25 protein-coding genes are annotated in these 23,462 nt (G+C 59.4%); 5 read left to right on the top strand and 20 right to left on the bottom strand.

The genetic code is table 11. The features are described from left to right. The first annotated feature begins 8 nt into the window (after nt 1–8). Complete coding sequence (locus tag ACR0J4_RS00430) at nt 9–1,235, top strand: MFS transporter (protein ID WP_170747369.1); 1,227 nt, start codon at nt 9–11, stop codon at nt 1,233–1,235. Here the strand turns inward: ACR0J4_RS00430 and ACR0J4_RS00425 are convergent, their stop codons facing one another. Genes ACR0J4_RS00425 through ACR0J4_RS00410 form a run of 4 tightly spaced genes read right to left on the bottom strand, consistent with a single transcriptional unit; the run spans nt 1,236 to nt 5,295 of the window. After that, nucleotides 1,236–2,018 carry a squalene/phytoene synthase family protein gene (locus tag ACR0J4_RS00425; protein ID WP_170641493.1) on the bottom strand — a complete coding sequence of 261 codons (783 nt, stop codon included), beginning with the start codon at nt 2,016–2,018 and terminating at the stop codon, nt 1,236–1,238. It lies immediately after the preceding gene. Further along, nucleotides 2,015–3,649 (bottom strand): citramalate synthase, encoded by a 1,635-nt coding sequence (cimA, locus tag ACR0J4_RS00420; protein WP_170641491.1) that lies wholly within the window; start codon nt 3,647–3,649, stop codon nt 2,015–2,017. Before cimA ends, ACR0J4_RS00425 begins: the two co-directional genes overlap by 4 nt. Nucleotides 3,650–3,706: 57 nt before the next feature. After that, a complete protein-coding gene (gene cysS / locus ACR0J4_RS00415) occupies nt 3,707–5,098 on the bottom strand; it encodes a cysteine--tRNA ligase (RefSeq protein WP_170641489.1) in 1,392 nt (463 codons plus the stop codon). 11 nt (nt 5,099–5,109) lie between these two features. Continuing rightward, nucleotides 5,110–5,295 (bottom strand): hypothetical protein, encoded by a 186-nt coding sequence (locus tag ACR0J4_RS00410; protein WP_480668266.1) that lies wholly within the window; start codon nt 5,293–5,295, stop codon nt 5,110–5,112. A gap of 9 nt (nt 5,296–5,304) precedes the next feature. Between ACR0J4_RS00410 and ACR0J4_RS00405 the strand changes: the two genes are divergently transcribed. Together ACR0J4_RS00405 and ACR0J4_RS00400 are read left to right on the top strand one after the other, a co-directional pair. Then, nucleotides 5,305–5,649 (top strand): MmcQ/YjbR family DNA-binding protein, encoded by a 345-nt coding sequence (locus ACR0J4_RS00405; protein WP_170641487.1) that lies wholly within the window; start codon nt 5,305–5,307, stop codon nt 5,647–5,649. A gap of 57 nt (nt 5,650–5,706) precedes the next feature. Next, nucleotides 5,707–6,894, top strand: a complete 1,188-nt coding sequence (locus tag ACR0J4_RS00400) for a pyridoxal phosphate-dependent aminotransferase (RefSeq protein ID WP_170641485.1) — start codon at nt 5,707–5,709, stop codon at nt 6,892–6,894. A 6-nt stretch (nt 6,895–6,900) separates the two neighbouring features. Here ACR0J4_RS00400 and ACR0J4_RS00395 read toward each other — a convergent pair whose 3' ends face one another. The 7 genes from ACR0J4_RS00395 to purC all read right to left on the bottom strand — a co-directional run bounded on the left by ACR0J4_RS00395 (nt 6,901) and on the right by purC (nt 13,786). Then, entirely contained in the window at nt 6,901–7,419 is a 519-nt protein-coding gene (locus ACR0J4_RS00395; protein ID WP_170641483.1) for an outer membrane beta-barrel protein, read from the bottom strand. Between the two features lie 256 nt (nt 7,420–7,675). Further along, complete coding sequence (locus ACR0J4_RS00390; RefSeq protein ID WP_170373631.1) at nt 7,676–9,010, bottom strand: sigma-54-dependent transcriptional regulator; 1,335 nt, start codon at nt 9,008–9,010, stop codon at nt 7,676–7,678. 14 nt (nt 9,011–9,024) lie between these two features. After that, on the bottom strand, nt 9,025–10,800 hold the full coding sequence (locus ACR0J4_RS00385) for a sensor histidine kinase (protein ID WP_475216144.1): 1,776 nt from the start codon (nt 10,798–10,800) through the stop codon (nt 9,025–9,027). Between the two features lie 36 nt (nt 10,801–10,836). Continuing rightward, the gene (purQ, locus tag ACR0J4_RS00380; RefSeq protein ID WP_170641481.1) at nt 10,837–11,505 is read right to left on the bottom strand and encodes a phosphoribosylformylglycinamidine synthase subunit PurQ; all 669 of its coding nucleotides are present in this window, start codon (nt 11,503–11,505) and stop codon (nt 10,837–10,839) included. Between the two features lie 11 nt (nt 11,506–11,516). Continuing rightward, the gene (locus tag ACR0J4_RS00375; RefSeq protein WP_170641480.1) at nt 11,517–12,560 is read right to left on the bottom strand and encodes a zinc-dependent alcohol dehydrogenase family protein; all 1,044 of its coding nucleotides are present in this window, start codon (nt 12,558–12,560) and stop codon (nt 11,517–11,519) included. Nucleotides 12,561–12,564: 4 nt separating this feature from the next. Continuing rightward, entirely contained in the window at nt 12,565–12,795 is a 231-nt protein-coding gene (gene purS / locus ACR0J4_RS00370) for a phosphoribosylformylglycinamidine synthase subunit PurS (RefSeq protein ID WP_170374301.1), read from the bottom strand. A gap of 235 nt (nt 12,796–13,030) precedes the next feature. Then, nucleotides 13,031–13,786: a phosphoribosylaminoimidazolesuccinocarboxamide synthase gene (gene purC, locus ACR0J4_RS00365; protein WP_170641978.1), complete on the bottom strand. Its 756-nt coding sequence runs from the start codon at nt 13,784–13,786 to the stop codon at nt 13,031–13,033. 276 nt (nt 13,787–14,062) lie between these two features. Here purC and ACR0J4_RS00360 point away from each other — a divergent pair, with 276 nt between their 5' ends. Then, the gene (locus ACR0J4_RS00360; protein ID WP_170373627.1) at nt 14,063–14,380 is read left to right on the top strand and encodes a DUF1476 domain-containing protein; all 318 of its coding nucleotides are present in this window, start codon (nt 14,063–14,065) and stop codon (nt 14,378–14,380) included. A gap of 121 nt (nt 14,381–14,501) precedes the next feature. After that, complete coding sequence (bmt, locus tag ACR0J4_RS00355; RefSeq protein WP_170641478.1) at nt 14,502–15,515, top strand: betaine--homocysteine S-methyltransferase; 1,014 nt, start codon at nt 14,502–14,504, stop codon at nt 15,513–15,515. Nucleotide 15,516: 1 nt separating this feature from the next. Here bmt and ACR0J4_RS00350 read toward each other — a convergent pair whose 3' ends face one another. The 9 genes from ACR0J4_RS00350 to ACR0J4_RS00310 form a co-directional block, all read right to left on the bottom strand. After that, complete coding sequence (locus ACR0J4_RS00350; protein ID WP_170641476.1) at nt 15,517–16,293, bottom strand: enoyl-CoA hydratase-related protein; 777 nt, start codon at nt 16,291–16,293, stop codon at nt 15,517–15,519. A gap of 74 nt (nt 16,294–16,367) precedes the next feature. Further along, the gene (locus ACR0J4_RS00345; protein WP_170641474.1) at nt 16,368–16,823 is read right to left on the bottom strand and encodes a cytochrome c-type biogenesis protein; all 456 of its coding nucleotides are present in this window, start codon (nt 16,821–16,823) and stop codon (nt 16,368–16,370) included. After that, complete coding sequence (locus ACR0J4_RS00340; protein WP_170641472.1) at nt 16,820–18,784, bottom strand: heme lyase CcmF/NrfE family subunit; 1,965 nt, start codon at nt 18,782–18,784, stop codon at nt 16,820–16,822. The genes ACR0J4_RS00345 and ACR0J4_RS00340 overlap by 4 nt, the downstream gene beginning before the upstream one ends. A 75-nt stretch (nt 18,785–18,859) precedes the next feature. Then, nucleotides 18,860–19,435, bottom strand: a complete 576-nt coding sequence (locus ACR0J4_RS00335) for a holin family protein (RefSeq protein WP_170548935.1) — start codon at nt 19,433–19,435, stop codon at nt 18,860–18,862. Beyond that, nucleotides 19,426–20,037 (bottom strand): holin-associated N-acetylmuramidase, encoded by a 612-nt coding sequence (locus tag ACR0J4_RS00330; RefSeq protein WP_170641469.1) that lies wholly within the window; start codon nt 20,035–20,037, stop codon nt 19,426–19,428. The genes ACR0J4_RS00335 and ACR0J4_RS00330 overlap by 10 nt, the downstream gene beginning before the upstream one ends. Before the next feature lie 151 nt (nt 20,038–20,188). Next, nucleotides 20,189–20,635: a cytochrome c maturation protein CcmE gene (gene ccmE, locus ACR0J4_RS00325; protein WP_170458116.1), complete on the bottom strand. Its 447-nt coding sequence runs from the start codon at nt 20,633–20,635 to the stop codon at nt 20,189–20,191. Between the two features lie 7 nt (nt 20,636–20,642). After that, the gene (gene argC, locus ACR0J4_RS00320) at nt 20,643–21,671 is read right to left on the bottom strand and encodes an N-acetyl-gamma-glutamyl-phosphate reductase (protein WP_170641467.1); all 1,029 of its coding nucleotides are present in this window, start codon (nt 21,669–21,671) and stop codon (nt 20,643–20,645) included. A gap of 94 nt (nt 21,672–21,765) precedes the next feature. Then, nucleotides 21,766–22,575 carry an aspartate/glutamate racemase family protein gene (locus ACR0J4_RS00315; protein WP_170641465.1) on the bottom strand — a complete coding sequence of 270 codons (810 nt, stop codon included), beginning with the start codon at nt 22,573–22,575 and terminating at the stop codon, nt 21,766–21,768. An 8-nt stretch (nt 22,576–22,583) separates the two neighbouring features. After that, a complete protein-coding gene (locus ACR0J4_RS00310; protein WP_170641463.1) occupies nt 22,584–23,462 on the bottom strand; it encodes a lysophospholipid acyltransferase family protein in 879 nt (292 codons plus the stop codon).

The following is a 23,462-nucleotide window of genomic DNA, read 5'->3' as shown; positions in this document are numbered from 1 at the left end:
ATGGCGTCATGACTGTGATTTCAGAGACTCCGAACGACTATCAGGCCAAGCGCAACGTTGCAGTCCTTGTGGCAGCGCAAGCTGTTCTGGGCGCGCAAATGCCGATGATGTTCATTGTCGGAGGGCTGGCCGGCCAATCGCTGGCCACAAACGCCTGCCTTGCGACGCTGCCCATTTCGCTGATCGTTCTGGGATCGATGCTGGCGGCAACGCCTATCTCTGCAATCATGCAACGCTGGGGCCGCCGCGCCGGGTTTCTAGTCGGAACAACCGCCGGTGCGCTTGGCGGTTTGATCGGAGCGTATGGTCTGTATCTGGGCTCTTTCCCGGTCTTTCTGATCGGCAGCCTGCTGACCGGCATCTACATGAGCGCACACGGATTTTACCGTTTTGCGGCGGCTGACACAGCGTCGGATGCGTTTCGACCAAAAGCGATTTCCTATGTGATGGCGGGCGGGCTGGCGGCTGCCATTATTGGCCCGCAGATCGTCAAGCTGACATCGACGGCCTATGTCATTCCGTTCCTGGGCACCTATCTGGCTGTGATCGGCATCAACGTCATAGGCTCAGCGCTGTTCTTCTTTCTCGACATCCCCACGCCCCCGCGCGCAAGCGAAGACAGCCCCAAAGGCCGGTCGCGGATCGAGATGTTGAAGACCCCTCGGATCGCCGTCGCCATTATTTGCGCCATGGTGTCCTACGCGCTGATGAACCTCGTGATGACCTCAACCCCTCTGGCAGTGGTCGGGTGCGGATATACGGCCAATGATGCAGCCGATGTGGTGACTGGCCACGTGCTGGCTATGTATATCCCCAGCTTTTTCACCGGCCATCTGATCGCCCGTTTCGGCGTTGAAAAGATTGTTGCGCTCGGCCTTGCCATTCTCGGCGCCGCAGGCGTTGTCGCCCTTCAAGGGGTGGAGCTTGGCAACTTCTTCGTCGCTCTGATCCTGCTGGGGATCGGCTGGAACTTCGGCTTCATCGGCGCGACTTCCATGCTGGCCGATTCTCATGACGTGAGTGAGCGTGGCCGGATGCAGGGCATGAACGACCTTCTGGTGTTTGGCGGCGTGACCTTTGCCTCGCTGGCCTCGGGCGGGTTGATGAACTGTTCAGGTGGGTCCCCGGTCGAAGGATGGACGGCTGTGAACCTAGCTATGGTACCCCTGCTCACCTTGGCCGGAGGCGCGCTGTTGTGGTTGGTCATGCGCCCGGCCGAGCCGGACACCGCCTGATCACCAACGGCCCGTGCTGGCCGTCCACATCAGAGATAACCTGTGCCCAAGTTCCCCCTGCGCCAGATCCCCGCGCGCGACCCGCGCCGGGTTTGTCAGAACCTTCCGCAAAACCCACTCGGCCTGCCATCCGGCATAGAGCGCCGGGCGAGCGGTGCGGGAAACCTCAGATCGCCTGCTGCGCGCGGACTTCAACCGCCTCAGCGCAGTCTCCCCCAACGCGCGTACTCCGTCTTCAGTGCCATCGAGCAGCGGAATCCGCCCTCGGGCCTCCAGTTCTGGAATGGCCCGAAACCAATTCGCGACGCCAATCGCATAGCCGAAATCGCGCAAAACACCTTCATCCGCTGCCCCGAGGGATTGCGCAGCCACCACCATCAACGTGCCAGCGCTTTGGTCGATGTAATTCTCGAAATGCTCTGTATCCTCGAACGGATCTCGGTAGATATCCCACCGCCTGACAGCCACGTATTCATCCAGCAAACCTGCCAGATGTGGCGACAACACCCTGGACAGAGGGGTCACCACCTCATGCCGCCGCACCTGTTGCCCTTCGGCAATTTCCTGCAACGCATCGCGCCACCACTGCAGGCGCATTTCGGCAATCATCGTCTCTTGCGTAACCCACGGCGCGCGTGCGATTTCGGCATTCAACGCGTAGATCGGAAACAGAACTGCCCGCGCTTCGACGGGGGACGCCATGGTGGCAAGAAACCGGTCCGGATCAGCCTTTTGCACAAGGGCTGCACAAGCCTTTACGTCATCGTCAAAGACGGCAGTCACTCGGCCGCCGCTTTCCGATGCCCACTATCGCGGACGAGTTTCCACTGGATCGCCTCCAGCAGCGCTTCGAACGAGGCGTCAACTATGTTGGCACTCACACCCACGGTCGACCAATGCCGCCCCTGCCCGTCTTCGCTGTCGATAATGACACGCGTCACCGCCTCGGTCCCGCCTTGAGTGATCCGCACCTTGAAGTCCACCAGCCGCATATCCGACAGCACCTGCGAATACTGCCCCAGGTCCTTTGCCAGGGCCTTGGAGAGCGCGTTCACCGGCCCTCGGTCACTACCTTGATCATCCACCGATTCACTGACCGAGAGCTTCTTTTCGCCGTCCACTTTCACCACAACCACAGCCTCGGACAGGCTGACCATCTTGTTGTACTTATTCTTGCGGCGTTCAACAGTGACCTTGTAGCGCTTGACCTCGAAGAACTCGGGCATCTGCCCCAACTCACCACGAGCCAGCAGCTCAAAACTCGCCTGAGCGGTGTCGTAGGAATACCCCTCAGCCTCGCGCTGTTTGATCCTATCGAGGATACGGCCAAGGGCGGGATCGCCCTTTTCAACCATCAGGCCTGCGTCGGTCAGCCGTTTGCGCAGGTTCGACTGCCCGGCCTGGTTCGACATCGGAATGATCCGCGTGTTCCCAACCGTCGCAGGGTCGATATGTTCATAGGTTGTCGGATCCTTGACGATCGCACTCGCATGCAGCCCCGCCTTGTGCGCAAAGGCCGAGGCCCCGACGTAAGCCGCTTGCTTGCTCGGCACTCGGTTCAGGATATCGTCCAACATCCGGCTAACCCGCGTCAGACCAGCCAGAGCCTTAGGATTGACACCGATCTCGAACCCCGAGGCATAGGGCTCCTTCAATAGCAAGGTCGGGATCAGAGCGGTCAGGTTGGCATTGCCACAGCGCTCTCCCAACCCGTTCAGAGTTCCCTGAATCTGGCGCGCGCCCGCGTCGACAGCCGCTAGAGAACAGGCCACGGCGTTTTCGGTGTCGTTATGGGTGTGAATGCCCAGCCGATCCCCCGGCAGGCCTGCAGCGACCAACTCGGACACGATGCGCCCGACCTCGGATGGCAAAGCACCGCCATTCGTGTCACACAAAACCACCCAACGCGCTCCAGCGTCCAAGGCGGCCCGGCAGACCTCGGTCGCATAGACCGGGTTGTCCTTGTAACCGTCAAAGAAATGCTCGGCATCGAAAAGCGCCTCACGCCCTTGCGCCACAAGATGCACGATCGAGGCGCGCACGTTCTCGACATTCTCCTCAAGCGAGATACCAAGCGCATGTGTTACATGGTAGTCATGCGATTTGCCTACCAGACAGACGGCCTGCGTCCCCGCATTCATAACGGCGGCAAGCACTTCGTCATTCTCGGCCGACCTTCCGGAGCGCTTAGTCATCCCAAAAGCCGTCAATTGGGCCGAGGTCTTCGGAGCGGCCTCGAAAAACGCGCTATCTGTCGGGTTTGCACCAGGCCAACCACCTTCGATATAGTCCACCCCCAGCGCGTCCAATGCCTGCGCGATCTGCACTTTCTCTGCCGTCGAGAACTGCACACCCTGAGTCTGCTGCCCGTCACGGAGGGTCGTGTCATAAAGATAGAGGCGTTCCTTGGTCATGGCTTGCTCCCGCTGGCCCAGAGTAGTCGATCTTTCCACGTGGCGCGCGGATTTCCTTCAAACATCTTCCAGTTTCGACGCATCAAATCCCGCAGCCGGAACCAGTTCAACGCCTTCTTTGCTCATGCGCACTTCCAGACCTGCGGCGACAAAAGCGGATTTCAAACGGTCCACTTCTGAGAAGTCCTTGCTTTGCATCGCTTCGGCCCGTGCTTCAGCCAACCGGGCAGCGAAAGTGCTCAGATCCATGGCTTCGGCCCAAGCGCCCATATCATTGCCCAAAAGCCCGAGAACTTGTGCGCTGGCAAGCAGAGCCGCCGCATCTCCATCCGCAGCCAAACGGTGCAGTTCCGCGATGGCACCCGCCGTGTTCAGGTCGTCCGCCAGCGCCTCGATGACCGAGGGGGCCGCGCTGGTGGCGGGCTCGATGCCCGCTGTCAGCGCCCGCCACTTGCGTAAAGTTGCCTCTGCTTCACGTGCCTTCTTCTCGGTCCAGTCCATCGGCTTGCGATAGTGCGTCTGCAGGAAAACAAAGCGGATCACCTCACCGGGGACGCCCTGTTCCAGCAAGTCATGCACGGTGAAGAAATTGCCCAGCGACTTGGACATCTTCTTGCCTTCGACTTGCAGCATCTCGTTATGCAACCAGACGCGCGCAAACTCGCTCTCCGGATGGGCGCAGCAGCTCTGGGCAATCTCATTCTCGTGATGCGGGAACATCAGATCATTGCCGCCACCGTGAATGTCAAAACTCGCGCCCAGCAACTCATAACTCATGGCCGAGCATTCGATATGCCACCCCGGACGGCCCCGACCCCAAGGCGAGTCCCACCCTGGAAGCTCATCGGTCGAGGGTTTCCACAGAACAAAATCCATCGGGTTCTTTTTGTAAGGTGCAACCTCAACCCGCGCTCCAGCAATCATGTCATCGACTGATCGGCCTGAAAGCTTACCGTACCCCGATTTCCAGCTATCGACAGCAAACAGCACATGACCTTCAGCGGCATAGGCATTGCCCTTCGCGATCAGTCCTTCGATCATCTCGATCATCTGCGCGATATACTCGGTCGCGCGCGGCATTGCGTTAGGCTCCAATGCCCCAAGCGCGCCCATGTCGTGCAGATACCAGCCGATAGTCTCATCAGATCGTTCCTGCACCAACTGCTCCAAGGACCCCTCGGCGCCAGCCTGTTTGCGGGCCAGAGCGGTAGCGTTGATCTTGTCATCCACGTCGGTGAAATTGCGTACATAAGTAACCTGGTCCGCACCGTAGACATGGCGCAGCAACCGATACAGGACATCGAAAACCACCACGGGCCGCGCATTGCCCAGATGGGCCCGGTCATAAACAGTGGGTCCACAGACATACATCCGCACGTTGTCGGGATCGATCGGAACGAAATCTTCCTTCGTCCGCGTCCGTGTATTGTGCAGCTTGATTGTCGTCATCACTCGGGCTCCTAAAGCTTGCGCGTTGGCGCGGGCTTAGCAACTTGTCTCAGGGATGAAAACGAAAGAAACCGGCCCGCTTGAGAATTCAGCAGGTAATGCAGCAAATAATGGTGCAGATCATCCGGTTCATTCACGCGGCATAACATGCGCCACGCGCCAAGCCAAGGCTTGAGTTCGCGCGTCTTCTCCAGCACTCTGCACGCATGAGCCGGGATTTCGTCAACTCTATCTGCCGCGACCTGCCGGGGGCCGAATGGTCGGACCCCTGGGGCGGTGGGCATGATGCGTGGAAGGTCGGCGATAAGATGTTCGCCTGTATCGGGACTGCGAATGATGGCGTGTCGGTCAAAACACCCGATATCGAAACCGCGCAGATGCTGATCGATGCGGGTGTCGGTTTGAAAGCCCCATATTTCCACCGCAGCTGGGTTCGCCTGCCCTTTGACGCGGATGAAGACGAGATGCGCTACCGCCTTGCCGCCTCTTACGATCTGGTGCGTGCATCGCTCACGAAAAAGGTTCAGGCCACCCTTCCTGCGCGAAGCTGATTGACAAATTCGGATCGCTCTGCCCCTGTCGCCACAAAGACAAACCGAGGCAAGATCATGAAACTGTCAGATCGCATCACGCAGATCACCGGAGGCGGCAGCGACGGATGGGAAGTGTTCTATCGCGCGCGCCGTATGGTCGCCGAAGGCCACGCCGTCACACAGCTGACAATCGGCGAACATGACATCGGCACCGATGCCTCGATCCTGGATGCGATGAACCGATCGGCCCGCGACGGCCATACCGGTTATGCCATGGTGCCGGGCACCGATCTGCTGCGCGACACGGTCGCCGCACGGGTTCAGACCCGGACCGGAGTACCAACCACCCGAAACAGTGTCCTGATCACTCCGGGCGGACAGGCGGGGTTGTTTGCGGCTCATATGGCTGTGTGCAACCCCGGCGATGTCGGGCTGTTCCTTGACCCCTACTACGCCACCTATCCCGGCACCATTCGCGGAACCGGCGCTGTGGCGCGGGCGGTTCAGACCTCGGCTGAAGATGCCTTTCAACCGCGTGCCGAACAGATCGAGGCCAAGGTCGACGGCGCTGTGTCATTGCTGATCAACACGCCGAACAACCCGACCGGAGTGGTTTATTCACCCGAGAGACTGAAGGACATCGCTGAGCTGTGCGAGAGGCGCGACCTGTGGCTGATCTCGGATGAGGTTTACGACACGCAGATATGGAACGGCGCGCATCTGTCTCCGCGTGCTCTGCCCGGTATGGCCGATCGCACGCTGGTCGTCGGTTCTATGTCCAAATCCCACGCCATGACCGGATCACGTTGCGGCTGGATTATTGGCCCGGAAGAGGTCATCAGCCACCTCATCAATCTAGCCACCCACACCACCTATGGCGTTCCGGGCTTCATTCAGGATGCCGCGCGCTTTGCCCTGAACGCGGGCACAGCACTCGAAGACGAAATCGCCGCCCCCTTCCGTCGTCGCCGGGCCCGCGCGTTAGAGGTGCTGGCCGAACAGAATACCATCGGCCTCGTCCCAGCGGATGGCGCGATGTACCTGATGTTGGATATCCGAGCGACCGGTCTGACCGGTGAGGGGTTTGCAAATGCCCTTCTCGACAAACACGCGATTGCCGTCATGCCCGGCGAGAGTTTCGGTACAGCCGCTGCAGGACACGTCCGCGTTGCCATGACTGTCGATGACGATCGTTTCGAAACGGCTCTGAAGACGATCTGTGCCTTCGCATCCAAAGTAGCAGGTCAGCAAGCCGCCGAGTGAAGGCGCTTAGAACCGGAACGTTGTGCGCAGGTTGAAGATATTCGTGTCCAACCCACCGCCCGAGCGGGTGACATCGTCAAAATCCTGCCGCAACGCTTCGCCACTGATCACGAAGTTGTCGCCGATGGGATAGGCAATGCCGATTCCATAAACCGCCGCTGTGTCGTTCTCTTCCGAGGTTTCAACACGCGCAGCGCCGACCACGACATAGCCCATTGCCGCGCCAAAATCATACCCGCCGCGAAACTTCAGCCGGGTTATACTGTCGACGCTGCCCTGATCCTGACCAAGGTTGAGAGAAAGCCGGTTATACTCCAACTCACCGCCCAAAACGAAGGCACCGAAATCGCGGTCATACCCGACATGAGGTCCGAAAACAGTATCGTTGCCACTTGCGCCACCAGACCCGTCCGCATCCGCATAGCCAAAGCTGAACCCGGCATAGGCCCCCGTCCAGTCCTCGGCCGAGGCCGGGCTGGTCATCGCCATCGTCGCAGCGATAATAAGGGCCGAGAGGGGCTTCATACACGTCTCCAAATCAGGCGCATCGCCGGTTTCTTTGCGGACCAAACACCCGCTTATTTGAGTGTTTAACCTAGGAACGCCGCTGCTAAATTCAAATCTGCATCAACGATAAGTGAATGCAGTATAACAGATTTCCCCTATAACGGGTTAAAATCTCTTTAAGATACGTTCAAAAACCCAGCGCGGGCCTTTTCAACATAAAAAACGCCCCGACCACCTGAGTGATCGGAGCGTTGAATAAGCGCTTGCATGGTTCTTAAAGATAGTCAGACCGCTGCAGACCGTATTTGGCCATCTTTTCGTTCAGAGTCCGGCGCGGCAGGCAAAGCTCATCCATCACCGACGCGATTGAGCCTTTATGTCGACGCATGGTGTTGTCGATGAGCATCCGCTCAAACGCTTCTACGTATTCCTTCAACGGTTTGCCCTCGGTGGTCATGACCGGCTGCATTTCCTCGTGATCGGACATCAGCAAGGACGCAATCGTCCCTGAGCCACGCCGCGATTGCAGCACCGCACGTTCAGCGATGTTGATCAATTGTCGCACATTGCCCGGCCACGGCGCCTGCAACAGCTGCGCCGCTTCCTGCGCACTGACCTGAGGGGCATCACAGCCATATTCCTCAGCGAACTGCTCGCTGAGGCGGGTGAACAGCGTCAGGATATCTTCACCGCGCTGTCGCAGTGGCGGCATGGTGATGCGCAGAGCGGCCAGACGGTAGAACAGGTCTGGGCGCAGAACGTCTTCGGAGGTTTTGCCGGCTTCTTGCAGGTTCGAGATCGCGACGATCCGCGTTTCCGCAGGGGTGCCCTGCTCGTTCATCACGCTCAGCAAGCGGGCCTGCAACGTGTCGCTCAACGCCTCGACATCTTCCAGTACCAGCGTGCCACCGCGCGCCTCTTCAATCGCGGGAAGCTGCGCATCCTCGGGCATCATCGGGCCGAACAGGCGTTTGGACAGCACTTCTTCTTCCAGCGCCGCGCAGGAGACCAGAACGAACTTCTTGCCCGCGCGGCTGCCTACCGCGTGCAGAGCGTGCGCCACCAGCGTCTTGCCAGTACCTGTCTCTCCGTCGATCAGCACATGGCCGTCCGCCTGCCCCAGATCGAGGATATCTTCGCGCAAACGCTCCATCACCGGGCTGGCGCCGATCAGTTTGTTCATGATCTGCGTACCACCCGATAGCTCGCGCCGCAGGGCGCGATTGTCCAGCGTCAGACGCCGCGCGTTGCTGGCGCGTTTTGCCAGTTCCGACATGCGGTCTGGGTTGAAGGGCTTTTCAAGGAAATCAAACGCGCCAACGCGCATCGCCTCAACCGCCATTGGCACATCACCGTGACCGGTTATCATGATAACGGGCAGCGTGCTATCGGCCCCCATCAGCTTTTTCAGCAATTGAATGCCGTCCATACCCGGCATCTTGATGTCCGAGATCACGATCCCCGGATAGTCCGGCCCCAGAACCTTGAGCGCATCTTCGGCGCTGGCAAAGGTTTCGGTGTCATATCCCGACAGCGCCAGCCATTGGCTGATCGACTGGCGCATGTCCTGTTCGTCATCGACAATGGCGATTTTCATGGCCTGTGCCATAGTATTCCCTCGTGTTATTCAGCGGCCTGGAGGCCGTCGCTTCCCAGTGGCAGTTGCATCTCGAAAACAGCGCCACCCTTCTGGCCGTTACGTGCGGTCAGCCGTCCGCCATGGTCGTTCACGATCCCCGACGAGATAGCAAGCCCTAGCCCGACCCCGTCACCGGGCTGCTTGGTGGTGTAGAAGGGCTCAAACAGGCTCTCGATATCCTTGATACCATACCCGTTGTCGCGCACGGTCAGCACCGCCATGTCACCCGCTGCCAAGATGATCTCGACATCAGGCTCTGCTACAGATTTGGTGGCGTCCAGCGCGTTGCGCAAGAGGTTGACCATCACCTGCTCGATCCGCATCCGGTCGCCCATAACAATGACAGGGTCTTCGGGCAGGATCTGAGTAATCTTCACATGGCGCTGCCGCAGTTGAGGTTCCATCATCGACAGTGACGAGGCCAGCGCTTCGCCAAGGTTTACAGGCGAAAACGCATCTGCCCCCTTCCGCGCGTAAGACTTCAGCTGCCGGGTAATCGCGCCCATCCGCTCGATAAGACCATCAATGCGACCAAAGCTGGCGAGGGCCTCTTCCGGTCGGTTTCTGCGTAGCAGCAGACGCGCCCCGGCAAGGTAGGTTTTCATTGCAGCCAGAGGTTGATTAAGCTCATGGCTTACCGCCGCCGACATCTCACCCAAGGCGGCCAGTTTCGAGCTTTGCGCAAGCGTCTGTTCCGCCAAATCCAACGTCTTTTCAACCCGTTCGCGCTCAGCGATTTCCCGCTGCAGCCTCGCGTTCAATGCGCGAAGCTCTGCCGACTCGCGTTGAAACAAAACCACGCGCGAGGCCGCACGACGGCTGAGCAGATAGAACGCCGCCGCCAGGAGAATCGCAAAGCCCATGATTTCCAGCGCCAGTACGCTGTTCACCTTTTCGCGGATCGAGTCATAGGTGGTGAACGACGCCATCTGCCAACCGCGGAACGGAATGCGAGTCTCAAGCCGTATGACGGCCTCACCTTCCAGATAGCCATCCGGTGGCAACGCAGACCAGTCGGCCGTCGCCCTCAGCGCGCGCTGGATCGCACTTTCCGGCGTCTGCCGCAGCATGGCCGAGCTTTCGTCCAGCCCACGCCATTGCGGCTCGGTCGACAGGATGATGTTGCCGGTGCTGTCCCGCACCAATACGGCGTCGGAAATCCCGGCCCAGGCGCGTTCGAATTTCTGCAGGTCGACCTCAACTACGATCACGCCGAGGATCTCGGAATTCGCCTCAATCCTGCGGGAGTAGATAAAGCTGTAGTCGCCGGTTTCGCGCGGGCTGACCGTGAAAATCGTCGCGTTCGAGCGGATCGCGTCTACAAAATAGGGCGCATTGCGATGCCCTTCCAGCAGGCGGTTGCGGTCAGTGGCCGCCACCGTCACGCCATCGCCGTCCATCAGCATCAAGGACGCGGCCCCGATCTCTTCCACGAATGAGATCAGACGCTGGCTGGACAACAGGTAGTCACTGGATTGCAGCGCCGAGATCAGCGTCGGGTCCCGAGACAGAAGCTGCGGCACAATCGCGTTGCGTCGCAATTCGCTGAGGAGGTTGCCGGAATACAGGGCAAGGCGCAGTTCAGCACGGTTGCGGGTCGACTCGGTGAACCGGTCGGTCAGCAACCGGTTCGTCACCCAGATCGTCGCGACGGCGGTCAGAAGGACCAGAATAACAGCCACACGCAGTCGCCACCCCAAAGGGGCGCCGCGGAATGGACGGGTCATCTTGTCCTTGATCGAGTGAAGGCCTGAACTCATTCCCGAAAGTTACGCGGGCTGAGCGGCGACCTCAAGTCACGCCGGGGCCAGAACGCCGGACAATGCGCGGAACAATGCCGTCCCGTCGGTGCCACCATGCCCCTCATCCGCTGCGCGTTCGGGGTGTGGCATCATGCCAAGAACGCGCCGGTTTTCCGACAGGATGCCCGCGATATCCCCAACCGAGCCGTTTGGATTCTCGGTATAGGTGAACGCGATCCGGTCCTGATCCTTCAGCGCGGACAAGGTGGCGTCATCGGCGAAATAGTTGCCATCATGGTGGGCAATCGGAATGCCGATCACGTCGCCTGCATTGTAGCCTTGGGTAAAAGCGCTGTCGCTGGTTTCGACCTTCAGGCCAACCGTTTTGCAAATGTATTTCAGACCGGCATTGCGCAGCAACGCGCCGGGCAGAATTCCGGTTTCCGTCAGGATCTGGAACCCGTTGCAGACGCCAACCGCATAGCCGCCACGCTCGGTATGATCCACCACAGCCTTGCAGATCGGCGATTGCGCCGCGATGGCCCCACAGCGCAGGTAGTCGCCATAAGAGAAACCACCGGGAACGCCGACGATGTCGACGCCTTCGGGCAGCGCGGCATCCTTGTGCCAGACCATGTCAACGGCGAAGCCGGCCTGTTCAAAGGCTACGGCAAGGTCCCGGTCGCAGTTTGATCCGGGGAATACGATGACGGCTGCGCGCATGGCGGACCCTCCTAGCAAGTAAAATCAGTGACAACCGCCACACCCGGAGGCGCAGGAGCGTCGAAAGCGGCAAGTTCTTCACTCACCTGGTTCAGAGATACGTGTCGCGTCACGAGCGGGCTGAGATCAAGATCCGAACCCGTGATCAACGACAGAAGAGATGGATAGCGCCAACTGGGCATCCCTCGTGTTCCATATACAGAAAGTTGGCCGGAATAGAGCACATCCATCGGCAGCGTCATAGCAGCGTGATCGCCCGCAGGCATGCCGATCTGAACCATCCGGCCCAGTTTGCGCAGGGATCGCATCGACGCCACGGTCGTGGCTTCAATCCCCAACGCCTCGATCGCCACATGGGCACCACCGCCGGTGATCTCTTTCACCGCCTCAGACGCGTCACAAGTCGCCGCGTTCACAACAGCATCCGCGCCCAGAGATTTGGCGTAGCTCAGCTTGTCTTCCGAAATATCGACGACAACCACCCGTGCGCCAAGCGCTTTGCCCAACAACAGGGTTGAGACGCCTACTCCGCCCCCGCCGAACACGGCCAGCCATTCACCGCCTTGCAGCTGCGCGCGACCAACCAGCGCCTGCCACGCGGTCGTGACCCGACATCCAAGTGCCGCGGCGATCTCGGGCGCGAGTGTCTCGGGCAATTCCGTCAGATTGGCATCCGCATGCGCAACGGCAATATACTCGGCGAAAGCGCCATCACAGGTGAACCCCGGCACGACCTGGTCGGCGCAGGTGGTTTGATTGCCTTGGGCACAGCTCTGGCAATGACCACAGGCCAGAATGAAAGGCGCAATCACCCGATCACCGGTTTTCCAGCGGCGGACACGGCTGCCCACCGCGACAACCTCGCCACAGTATTCGTGGCCGGGCGTCATCGGTAGGATCACATCCGGGTCCGAACCCGACCACGCATGCCAATCTGACCGGCAGACGCCGCAGGCCAGCACGCGGACGACAACGCCATCCTCGGCCGGTTCAGGGTCGGGAATGGTGGTCAGCTCCAGCGGCTGGCGATAGGTGATCAGACGCGCTGCCCGCATCCAATCAGACCAGTTCGATCTCGTAGCGTTCGATGACGGTGTTGGCCAACAGCTTTTCGCACATCTCGGTCACGTCCGCCTCGGTTGCGCCTTCGGCGAGTTCCAGATCAATGACCTTGCCCTGGCGCACACCTTCGACCTGATCAAAGCCCATGGCACCCAATGCGTGGCGGACCGCCTCACCCTGAGGGTCCAGCACCCCATTCTTGAGCATCACATGCACCCGTGCCTTCATCTTCGCAACTCCACCTGAGGGCCACGATCGCAGGCCCATTTCGTTGCGCGGGGAATAGCGCGGTTGTGCCTTTGGGACAACCCTGTTTGAGGCGAAGATTGACAAGCTATGAAAGGGCGTGGCCCAAAACGGACCAGGCGAGTGTTGCGGGTCGAACGGCATACCCTGCTCCAAAAGGAAAAGCGCCGCCCAATAGGGGGCGGCGCTTTGCAATTCTGTCAGGTAGAGGCCGAGATCAGTTGATTAGCGTCGGCTTGGTCACATTGGTTTGCGGTAGAACACCTAAGCGGCGCGCGACCTCGGAATAGGCATCGGTCAAGTTACCCAGATCGCGGCGGAAGACATCCTTATCCAGCTTCTGGCCGGTTTCGATATCCCACAGGCGGCAGCTGTCGGGGCTGATCTCATCAGCCACGATCAAACGCTGGTAATCACCGTCGAACACGCGCCCGATCTCGATTTTGAAATCGACCAGTCGAATGCCCACGGCCAGCATCACACCGCTCATGAAGTCGTTCACGCGCAGCGCAAGGCTGAGGATATCATCCATGTCCTGCTGGCTGGCCCAGCCAAAGGCCGCGATATGTTCCTCGGTGACCAGCGGATCACCCAGAGAATCGTCCTTATAGCAATACTCGACAATCGGACGCGGCAGCTGCGTGCCCTCTGCAATGCCCAGACGTTTGGACATCGTACCGGCTGCATAGTTGCGCACGATCACTTCCAGAGGGACGATCTCGCAATTCCGTACCAGCTGCTCGCGCATGTTCAGGCGGCGGATGAAGTGGTTCGGAACACCGATCTGGGTAAGGCCGTTCATGAAAAACTCGGACAGGCGATTGTTCAGAACGCCTTTGCCGTCGATCACGTCTTTCTTTTCCGCGTTGAACGCGGTTGCGTCATCCTTGAAGTACTGCACGATTGTGCCCGGTTCGGGGCCTTCATACAGAATCTTGGCTTTGCCTTCGTAGATTTTCTTGCGACGCGCCATCGGGGCCCCTTCCATATCGGCAATACGCGCATATCGCGCGGCTGCGGCCCTCATAGAGCAGCCCGCCCCAACCCGCAAGTTGCCTCGTTGTATTCCATCGAAGCATCCGCTTTTCAACGGTTCCTCATACGGTATTGAGCACACTTAAGACCTGCCAAGAAAGCCTGCGTGCAGCAACACAGCGCATTTGGTCGCGCAAAGCCCATTTTCGCTATACATTCCGAAATTCGTTTCTTATCTAGATGGGGAATGTCCACGCTATGAGGTCCCAATAAAATGACCACGTTCGACGAACGCGAAAACGCCTTCGAAGCCAAGTTTGCCCATGACGAAGAAATGCAGTTCAAGGCACAGGCCCGCTGCAACAAACTGCTGGGCCTTTGGGCGGCAGCAAAGCTTGGGAAAACCGGCTCTGACGCGGACGACTACGCCAAAACCGTAGTGATCGCCGATATGGAAGAGGCAGGCCACGAAGATGTCGTGCGCAAGGTCTCGGCCGATCTGGGCGGTCTGTCTTCGGATGACGAAATCCGCGCCAAAATGGCCGAGCTTCTGCCCGAAGCCAAAGCGCAGGTCATGAGCGAGACTGACTAAGCCACCGGCTACCTCATGATCTTCATGAGTAATATGAATTTGATTTGACGCCCCGGTCATGAGACACGGGGCGTCTCATATTCATACGGGCGCTTTGCGCCAAACACGTCGGACCAAGCCCATGACAAACGCGCTGACCCAGCTTCTCGAGACCAAGGAGGCCATTCTGGCCGATGGTGCGACCGGAACCAATCTCTTCAACATGGGTCTGCAATCCGGCGATGCGCCTGAGCTTTGGAATGTGGATGCGCCGGACAAGATCCGCGCGCTTTATCAGGGCTCGGTCGATGCGGGCAGCGATCTGTTTCTGACCAACACCTTCGGCGGCACCTCGGCCCGGCTCAAGCTACATGACGCGCAAAACCGCGTGGGTGAGCTGAACCGCATTGGCGCTGAACTCGGGCGTGAGGTAGCGGACAAATCCGGACGCACCATCGTGGTTGCCGGCTCGGTCGGCCCCACCGGTGAGATCATGGAGCCGGTCGGAAGCCTGTCGCATTCCGAGGCGGTCGAGATGTTCCACGAACAGGCTGAGGCCCTCAAAGACGGCGGCGTCGATGTTCTGTGGGTCGAAACAATCAGCGCCCCCGAGGAGTTCCGCGCCGCAGCCGAGGCCTTCGCATTGGCGGATATGCCCTGGTGCGGCACCATGAGCTTTGACACTGCCGGGCGCACCATGATGGGCGTCACTTCGGCTGATCTGGCCCTTCTGGTCGAAACATTGCCCAACCCTCCGATTGCGTTTGGCGCGAATTGCGGCACCGGAGCGTCGGATATCCTGCGCACCGTGCTTGGGTTCACTGCGCAGGGGACAGAGCGGCCTTTAATCTCAAAAGGCAATGCCGGGATTCCGAAATATGTCGACGGCCACATCCACTATGACGGTACGCCCGATCTGATGGCCGACTATGCCGTGATGGCCCGCGATGCAGGCGCAAAGATCATCGGTGGTTGCTGTGGCACCATGCCTGCCCATCTTGAGAAAATGCGTGCAGCGCTGGACAGCACAGAACGTGGCGCGCGCCCGACTCTTGATCAGATCACCGATGCGCTTGGGCCGTTCTCATCCGCCTCGGATGGCACCGGCGACGACGCCGCGCCCGAGCGGCGCACCCGACGCCGCCGCCGCGCCTGAGTTAGCGCCCCTCGAATTTCGGGGGGCGTTTTTCCATGAAGGCCACCACGCCTTCGGCAAAGTCGCGCGAGCGTCCACATTCACCTTGTAAATGCGCCTCGGTCGCCAATTGCTGCGGCAAAGTCTTTTCGTAGGTACCGCGGAGCGCTTGTTTGATTGCGCCATAGGCCGCCGTCGGACCTTGGGCCAGATGCGCAGCCCGACTGCGCCAATGGCCATCAAATGCATCATCGGCGACCGCTTCCCAGATCAGGCCCCAATCATCGGCCTGACGCGCAGTGATCTTGTCAGCAAACAACGCGGCCCCCATGGCCTTGGCCAGCCCCATCTGACGCGGCATGAACCATGTGCCACCGGCATCCGGCAGCAAACCGATGCGGGAAAAGGCCTGCAGGAAATAAGCGCTCTCGGTCGCGATCACCACATCTGTACAGAGCGCAAGGTTGGCCCCTGCCCCGGCTGCCGGTCCATTGACGGCGGCAATGGTAGGTACCGGGCTGTCATGGATGGTCTCGAGCATCGGCTCGTATTCATCGCGCAGCGAGCGTTCCAGGTCGATCTTTCCGGTTGAGGACGCATCACCAAGATCCTGCCCGGAACAAAAGGCCGGTCCGGCCCCAGTCAACACGATGCACCGCGCATTTCGAGCCGCATGCTTCATCGCATGGGTGATCTCAGCCCGCATCTGCGTGGTCAGCGCGTTCATCTTGTTAGGGCGGTTCAGCGTCAGCACCGCCAGCCCGTCCGTGATGTCCAGCAGGATCGTTTCGTAGTCCATTAAAGCTCTCCCTCGCGCCTGTGCTTGAGCGGACACTGCCGTATTCACAAGCCGAGGAAAAGCGGAACCACGCGTCAGTCCTTCAGAATTTGGCTCAGGCGCTCTTTTTCGGCGTCGCTCAGCCCGTCGCTTTCACCCAGCGCTTGCGCCTTGGCTCGGTTGCGCAGAAAGACCAAGCCGACACCGGCGGCAATCAGCAACATGATCGGCCCGGCCAGCCACAGCATCAGGTTCGAGCCCGTAACCGTGGGCTTCAACAGCACATATTCACCATAGCGGTCGACGATGAAGGCGATCGCCTCTTCATCCGTATCCCCGGCCACGAGCCTTTCGCGTACCAGCAAGCGCAGGTCGCGCGCCAGATCGGCGTTGCTTTCGTCGATGCTCTCATTTCGACACACCAGACAACGCAACCCGGTGCTGAGGTCGCGGGCGCGTTGTTCCAGCACCGGATCGTCCAGCACTTCATCCGGTTGCACAGCAAAGCCCGGTGCCGCCAAAAGCATAAGGATCAGGATCAGACGTTTCATTCTGCGGGTACTCCGGCAGAGGGGGCTTTGCGTGCGCCGGCCGCTACACGGAACCGACGATCACAGAGGCTGAGGACGCCACCCAACGCCATCATGAGGCATCCGGCCCAGATCCAGTTGGCGAAGGGTTTGATATAGGTCCGCAAGACCCAGCCCCCATCCGCCTGCTGGTCCCCGATCACCACATAGAGATCGCGCATGACCCGGTAGTCAATCGCGGCCTCGGTGGTGGGCATACGCGCAACCGGATAGTCGCGTTTTTCGGGATGCAACGTCCCGATCATGCGCCCGTTGGTCTCCACCTTCACATCCGCCATGGTCGAGAAATAATTCGGCCCTTGCACGCGATTGACATCCTCAAGCGTCAAGGTGAATTGACCAACCTCGAAGGGCTGCCCCGGCTGGGCGACGCGGATATCCTCAACCTCCCACGCGGTCAGACCGGCGATGGCGAAGATGGTCACACCCAGCCCCGTATGGGCAACCGCCTTGCCCCAATCGGCCCCGGGCAAGCGGAACAGACGTTTCAGGCTGCCGTTGCGTCCCGTCCGGCTCCATAAATCAAGAACGGCGCCGAAGGTGATCCATGCGCCCAGAAACAGACCAATTGGCCCCAAGGCACTGCGTCCCGTCTGCATCGCCCAGACCAGCACGCCAAGGGCGACGGCCAGCACAAACGCATAGCGCAGCGACCATGCTGTTTTGCCCAGTTTGCCGCGCTTCCACGGCAACATCGCCCCAACCGGCAGGACCAACCCTAACAGCACCATGAATGGCGTGAAGGCCGCGTTAAAGAACGGAGGTCCGACCGAGAGCTTCCGGTCAAACATCATCTCGGCCACCATCGGCCACATGGTGCCTACGAACACCACGAAACAGCTAACGGCCAGCAGAACGTTATTCACGACCAGCGCGCTTTCCCGGCTGACCATGCCAAAGACGCCCTTCGCCTCCATCGCCTGCGCCCGCGCCGCAAACAGGGTCAGCGCGCCACCGATAAAGAACACAAGGATCAACAGAATGAAAACGCCCCGCTCAGGATCTGTTGCGAAGGCATGAACCGAGGTCAGAAGCCCCGAGCGCACAATGAATGTCCCGATCAACGAGAACCCAAAGGCAATGATCGCCAGCAAGATTGTCCAGCTCTTCAGCGCCTCGCGCTTTTCCACGACAATGGCCGAGTGCAATAGCGCCGCCGCCAGCAGCCATGGCATGAACGAGGCATTCTCGACCGGATCCCAGAACCAGAAACCGCCCCAGCCAAGCTCATAATAGGCCCACCACGACCCCAGAGCGATCCCGATGGTCAGAAACACCCAAGCGGCCAGCGTCCACGGACGTACCCATCGGCCCCAGGCCGCATCAATACGGCCCTCGATCAACGCGGCCACGGCAAAGCTGAACGCCATGCTCAGGCCGACATAGCCCAGATAAAGAAACGGCGGGTGGAACGCCAAGCCCGGATCTTGCAGTAGCGGGTTCAGGTCGCGCCCATCGAACGGAGCAATCGCTAAACGATCAAACGGGTTCGAGGTAAACAGGATAAAGGCAAAAAACGCCACGGCCACAGCCGACTGCACAGCCAACACGCGCGCTTTCAGCGTCGGCGGCAGGCCGGCGCCAAAAAACGCGGCCATTGCGCCGAACAGGGTCACAATCAGCACCCACAACAGCATCGAGCCTTCGTGGTTCCCCCATGTCCCACTGATCTTGTAGATCATCGGCTTCGCCGAATGGCTGTTCTCAACCACGATCCTCAGCGAGAAATCAGACGTGGTGAACGCCCAAACCAGCGCTCCGAAGGAGAATGCAGTCAGCAGGAATTGGGAGATTGCCGCCGGTTCCGCAAACGCCATCCATCCAGCCCAGCGTTTCGACGCCCCGATCAGGGGCACCACGCTTTGCACGATAGCGACGAAAAAGGCGAGGATTAGCGCGAAGTGACCTAGCTCTGTAACCATAGGGCAGGATATATGCCGGAGGCACGGTAATCGCCAACCACTTTCGTTTGATTTCGGGGCACATAGTGTCGCAACTCAGCCCCTTTCGCGTCGCCAATCCTCTAAAGCCGGGTTCGCGTCGGCTAGCAGGCTCTCTTGTGACAAGCGCGCATCCGGCCCCGTATCTGCCGCACCGGGTCGGTCGCTGCGCATATTTCCAAGCGCATCAAGGTTGGCCAGAACTGTCGGAGTCCGCGCCATCACGGCCGAGATCTCGCGTTGCAAATCCTGCGATTTCGCCTGATGCCGTGCCCCAAAATAGAACGAGACAATAACGCCCAACAACCACCACAAAGGTTCTGGCACCAGCGCAATCCCCTGCATTCGCGCCGAAAACCAGATCGGATCGATCATGGCGGCAGCAAACAAGCCCAACGTTCCCAACGCCAAGGCCGGACGCGGAAGACGGTTCAACCCGTCCATAAACCGGTCGAACATGCCTTTGGGCGGCCTTTGAAACTCGGCTCCGAACTGCGTCATGGCCTGAGTTTGCGCCACCAACCGACGCTGGGCACCCGCATCTGCGTTCTCCCGAAAAACCTCTGCGGTTTCGCGCACCACGTTGCGCCCGCCACCGAACAAGAACCCCAAAACGCCCGAGATCAATCCCATCCCGAAACCCTCCTCTGAAACGCCTCATTGCTCAGGTGATAGCGATCCGACAGGAATTCTTCCGCCCGCCTGATCCAACCGCCTTTCCCGCCTGCACGGGTACGGGCATACTTTCGCGATGCAGGCCGCCGATCTGCGAGCCGAAAGTAATAATTCCGCCGCGCCACCCCATAGGCGTCCCGCAACTGAACCGGATTCGGGCGCGCCGCGTCCTGACTGGCGCCGATGGTCTGCGGGCCGATAACCCCGTCCACCACAACAGAAAAACCCATCTTCACCAAAAGCGATTGCAAAATGCGCACCGCCTGCGCGCCCGCGTTTACATACATGTCGAACACACTGGCCTGCAGCGCCTCGGGCAAAGCGGCGATCCCCGGTTTCTCAAAATAATGCTGCACAAAGATATCAACCGCCTGCGCGCTGCTGAGCGCTCGAACATCGGCGACATCAACCACCCCGTCCCGTATCAAATCCAGCCCCAAACGCCGCATCGTGTGAATGGTCACGCCGAAATTGGTGGCTCCTCCCGGATCATCCGGATCATCCACAAACCCGCCTTCCCGACGCACAATCTCTTCGGCAATCTGTTGAACAGTCTGCATCACGACCCCCACCTGCATCAGTCGAGGGAACGATCCTGCAAACTCCTTAACAACCCCAAACGAAACAGAGCGCCGCCTGCCATCCGCACGCAACGCCCCTTCTTCTTCTGTTCAAAAATACCTCCGCCGGAGGCACGCAGCGCAGCTGCGTTCAGCTTTCGCCGGGATCTTTGTAAACGCCCTGTTCCTTCAAGGCGTCCATGACCTCTTTCGGCATATAGGTCTCATCGTGTTTTGCAAGAATTTCAGTCGCTTCAAACACACCGTTCACATAGCGACCCGTCCCAACCATACCCTCATTTTCCGAAAACAGATCCGGCAGAACCCCGGTAAACGCCACCGGAACGCTCTCTCCGCCATCAGTGACCACAAAGCGCACCGTTTCACCCTGCCCCCGGACGATCGAGCCCTCTTCGACCAGACCACCAATACGAAACACCTCGGTCGGCGAAGGCGGCTCGGCGATCACTTGGCTGGGCGAGCGGAAGAAGTTGATGCCATCGCGCATTGCATACCCAATCAACGCCGTCGACACCGCCAGGGCCGCTACGGCCACCAAAATGATCTGAACTCGACGACGTTTCTTGAGCGTTTTCATACCGTCCTCACGGGAACAAGGGGGCCATCATCAGCCCTCGGGTTTCATCCTCACCTAACATCAGGTTGGCATTCTGCAAGGCCTGCCCGCTGCTACCTTTTGTCAGGTTATCCAAAGCGGCGATCACAATCGCGCGCCGTTCAATCCGGTCCGCAACAACACCTATGTGGCAGAAATTCGATCCCCGCACATGGTGGGTCGAGGGCGCCTCGCCCGTCGGCAGAACCTCAATAAAAGGCTCGTCAGCATAGGCTTTTGCCAGCGTATCAAAAACGCTCTGCGGGTCGCCCTTCACGTAGGAGGTCGCCAGAATACCCCTGTTTGCCGGGATCAGGTGCGGCGTGAATTGGATATGCACCGTACGACCGGCCAGTTTAGAAAACTCCTGATCGAACTCACCCAAATGGCGGTGCGTACCACCGATGGCATAGGCATTTGCGCCTTCGCTCAGCTCGGCATGCAGCAGGTTTTCTTTCAACGACCGGCCAGCGCCCGACACGGCGCATTTCAGGTCGAGGATGATGTCGTCCAGATCAATAACCCCAGCCGAAATCAGCGGCCGCAGCACATATTGTCCGGTTGCCGCGTTGCAGCCCGTACCGGCCACAAGCCGTGCGGTCCGAATGTCGTCACGATAGAACTCGGTAAGGCCATAAACCGCCTCTTCCTGCTGCTCCAACGCGCTATGCGGGTTGCCGTACCATTTTTCATACTCATCGGCGTCCTGCAGCCGGAAATCAGCAGACAAATCAATGATCTTCAGATTCTTCGGCAGGTCCCGGATTACTTCCTGACTGGTTTTATGCGGCAAAGCGCAGAAACACAGGTCGATCTGGGAAAAGTCGATTTCAGAAATCTTACACAGATCCGGCAGGTTCATGTGGCGCAGATGCGGGAAGACCTGAGCCATCGACAGGCCCGCCTTACGTTCCGCCGCCAGCGCAACGATATCCATGTTCGGGTGCTCGGCGATCAGCCGCACCAGTTCAGCGCCAGTATAGCCTGAGGCGCCCAGAATTGCGATTTTATGGGTCATGTCAGACCTCTTCTTTGCATGTGTCACATATCATGACCGCCACTGTGACGGTCTTGGATTTAGAAAATCAAAAGGATGGCGTCCTTGACCTAAATCAGGCCGCCGCAAACGAGATTTGTCGTCGGAGGAACTGCGTCGCCCGATCGCTGACAAAACCGGGCTTGCCGGTGGTTAGGTAGCCGCCTTCTCCCTCACCCAGCATGGTCGGGTGGCGTTGCAGATAGTCGGCCAAGCTTTCAGCCACCAGATCGCCCTGGCTGAACACCTGAACATCCGCACCCAGCGCGGCCTGAAACGTCTCGGCCATCAAAGGGTAGTGCGTGCAGCCCAGGATGGCCGCCTGAGGTTCGGGCATCTTGCGCTTCAACGCGTCCACATGGCTGCGCACAAGGGCTTCGGCCAGAATCAAGTCGCCGTCTTCAATGGCATCGACCACGCCGCCGCAGGCCTGTGCCTCGACATCCACACCAATCGCACGGAACGCCAGTTCCCGCTGGAAGGCGCGGCTGGAGACTGTGGCGGGCGTTGCAAACAAGGCCACATGCTTGACGGCCACTTCGCGCGGCGGAGAGTTATCGCCCCATTGCCGCTCGGTCAGCGCCTCGATCAGAGGGACAAAGACCCCCAGAACGCGCTTGCCTTCTGGCACGCCCTCCTCCTGCATCCGACGCAGGGCAGCCGCGCTGGCGGTATTGCAGGCCAGAATCACCAGATTGCAGCCGCGATCCCATAAGTCGTAGACCGCCTTGCGGGTTAGCTGATAGATATCCTCGGCATCGCGCACGCCGTAAGGCGCATGCGCACTGTCCGCGTAATACAGGAAATCCACGTCAGGCAGCCGTTGCTGCGCGGCGTTCAGGACAGTCAGACCGCCCAAACCGGAATCAAAGATACCTACTGCCATTAGCCCCTTCAGGCGCGATGCCGTTCCTCAAATTCATAGCCGTAGTCATAAGACTTCAGCGGTGTCGGAGACAGCTCATACGTGGCTTTGCGCAGGAAATCCATCATCTTGCGCGTATCCTTGCTGAGTGGGTCCAGAACATCACGGCCAATCGGCTCGCCGATCACAACTCTCACAGGTGTATCGACGCGTTTCTTGAACTCCTTGATCAGCAAACCCATCCGCAGAGTATTGTGCAAATGGCTGGCGATCTGGAATAGACGAGAGGTGTGGCCGTCGAAGAAAACCGGCACCACGGTCGCGTTCGATTTGGCGACCATCCGCGCCGTAAAACCTCGCCAACCAGGGTCCATCGGGTGGTCGAACGGCGTGAGGGCCGTGCTGACGGTACCACCGGGAAAGATCCCAATCGCCCCACCGTCGCCAAGATAGTTCAAGGCGGTTTTGCGGGTTTCAAGGTTTAGCTTCATCGCCTCTTTTGTCTCATCAAATGAGATCGGCAGGATGATGCGGTTCAGATCTTCCGCTTTGCGGAACACGCGATGGGCCAGAATCCGGAAATCGCCACGTGTTTCAGACAGGATATGCCCCATCATCAAACCGTCCAGAATGCCGTAAGGGTGATTGGCAATCAGGATCAGAGGGCCGTCCTTCGGGATATTCGACATTGCGCCACCCGCGACATCCAACGTCAGCCCGTAGCGTTCGACCATAACATCCCAGAAATCGCGCCCCTTGGCGACGTCATGTTCATACCCGTCCGCACGCTTGATCAGGCGCATGCGGCCTGTCGTGTTTTCCATCAGCTTGATGACCATCCGACCGCCCTTGGTTTCGGCGGAATGGGCATAAGAAATGTCTCGAACGACATGACGGCGCGAGGGCAT

This window comes from Ruegeria sp. B10 (assembly GCF_056539825.1).
Note: the sequence above shows the minus strand (reverse complement) of the source record. Positions and strands in the feature narration are given on the sequence as shown.

Bases quoted from the DNA above. Each gene is read 5' to 3' on its own strand.
- ACR0J4_RS00430 (WP_170747369.1), top strand. From the start codon at position 9: ATGACTGTGATTTCAGAGACTCCGAACGACTATCAGGCCAAGCGCAAC.
- cimA (WP_170641491.1), bottom strand. From the start codon at position 3,649: ATGACCAAGGAACGCCTCTATCTTTATGACACGACCCTCCGTGACGGG.
- cysS (WP_170641489.1), bottom strand. From the start codon at position 5,098: ATGACGACAATCAAGCTGCACAATACACGGACGCGGACGAAGGAAGAT.
- ACR0J4_RS00405 (WP_170641487.1), top strand. From the start codon at position 5,305: ATGAGCCGGGATTTCGTCAACTCTATCTGCCGCGACCTGCCGGGGGCC.
- ACR0J4_RS00400 (WP_170641485.1), top strand. From the start codon at position 5,707: ATGAAACTGTCAGATCGCATCACGCAGATCACCGGAGGCGGCAGCGAC.
- ACR0J4_RS00395 (WP_170641483.1), bottom strand. From the start codon at position 7,419: ATGAAGCCCCTCTCGGCCCTTATTATCGCTGCGACGATGGCGATGACC.
- ACR0J4_RS00390 (WP_170373631.1), bottom strand. From the start codon at position 9,010: ATGGCACAGGCCATGAAAATCGCCATTGTCGATGACGAACAGGACATG.
- ACR0J4_RS00385 (WP_475216144.1), bottom strand. From the start codon at position 10,800: ATGAGTTCAGGCCTTCACTCGATCAAGGACAAGATGACCCGTCCATTC.
- purQ (WP_170641481.1), bottom strand. From the start codon at position 11,505: ATGCGCGCAGCCGTCATCGTATTCCCCGGATCAAACTGCGACCGGGAC.
- ACR0J4_RS00375 (WP_170641480.1), bottom strand. From the start codon at position 12,560: ATGCGGGCAGCGCGTCTGATCACCTATCGCCAGCCGCTGGAGCTGACC.
- purS (WP_170374301.1), bottom strand. From the start codon at position 12,795: ATGAAGGCACGGGTGCATGTGATGCTCAAGAATGGGGTGCTGGACCCT.
- purC (WP_170641978.1), bottom strand. From the start codon at position 13,786: ATGGCGCGTCGCAAGAAAATCTACGAAGGCAAAGCCAAGATTCTGTAT.
- ACR0J4_RS00360 (WP_170373627.1), top strand. From the start codon at position 14,063: ATGACCACGTTCGACGAACGCGAAAACGCCTTCGAAGCCAAGTTTGCC.
- bmt (WP_170641478.1), top strand. From the start codon at position 14,502: ATGACAAACGCGCTGACCCAGCTTCTCGAGACCAAGGAGGCCATTCTG.
- ACR0J4_RS00350 (WP_170641476.1), bottom strand. From the start codon at position 16,293: ATGGACTACGAAACGATCCTGCTGGACATCACGGACGGGCTGGCGGTG.
- ACR0J4_RS00345 (WP_170641474.1), bottom strand. From the start codon at position 16,823: ATGAAACGTCTGATCCTGATCCTTATGCTTTTGGCGGCACCGGGCTTT.
- ACR0J4_RS00340 (WP_170641472.1), bottom strand. From the start codon at position 18,784: ATGGTTACAGAGCTAGGTCACTTCGCGCTAATCCTCGCCTTTTTCGTC.
- ACR0J4_RS00335 (WP_170548935.1), bottom strand. From the start codon at position 19,435: ATGGGATTGATCTCGGGCGTTTTGGGGTTCTTGTTCGGTGGCGGGCGC.
- ACR0J4_RS00330 (WP_170641469.1), bottom strand. From the start codon at position 20,037: ATGCAGACTGTTCAACAGATTGCCGAAGAGATTGTGCGTCGGGAAGGC.
- ccmE (WP_170458116.1), bottom strand. From the start codon at position 20,635: ATGAAAACGCTCAAGAAACGTCGTCGAGTTCAGATCATTTTGGTGGCC.
- argC (WP_170641467.1), bottom strand. From the start codon at position 21,671: ATGACCCATAAAATCGCAATTCTGGGCGCCTCAGGCTATACTGGCGCT.
- ACR0J4_RS00315 (WP_170641465.1), bottom strand. From the start codon at position 22,575: ATGGCAGTAGGTATCTTTGATTCCGGTTTGGGCGGTCTGACTGTCCTG.
- ACR0J4_RS00310 (WP_170641463.1), bottom strand. From the start codon at position 23,462: ATGCCCTCGCGCCGTCATGTCGTTCGAGACATTTCTTATGCCCATTCC.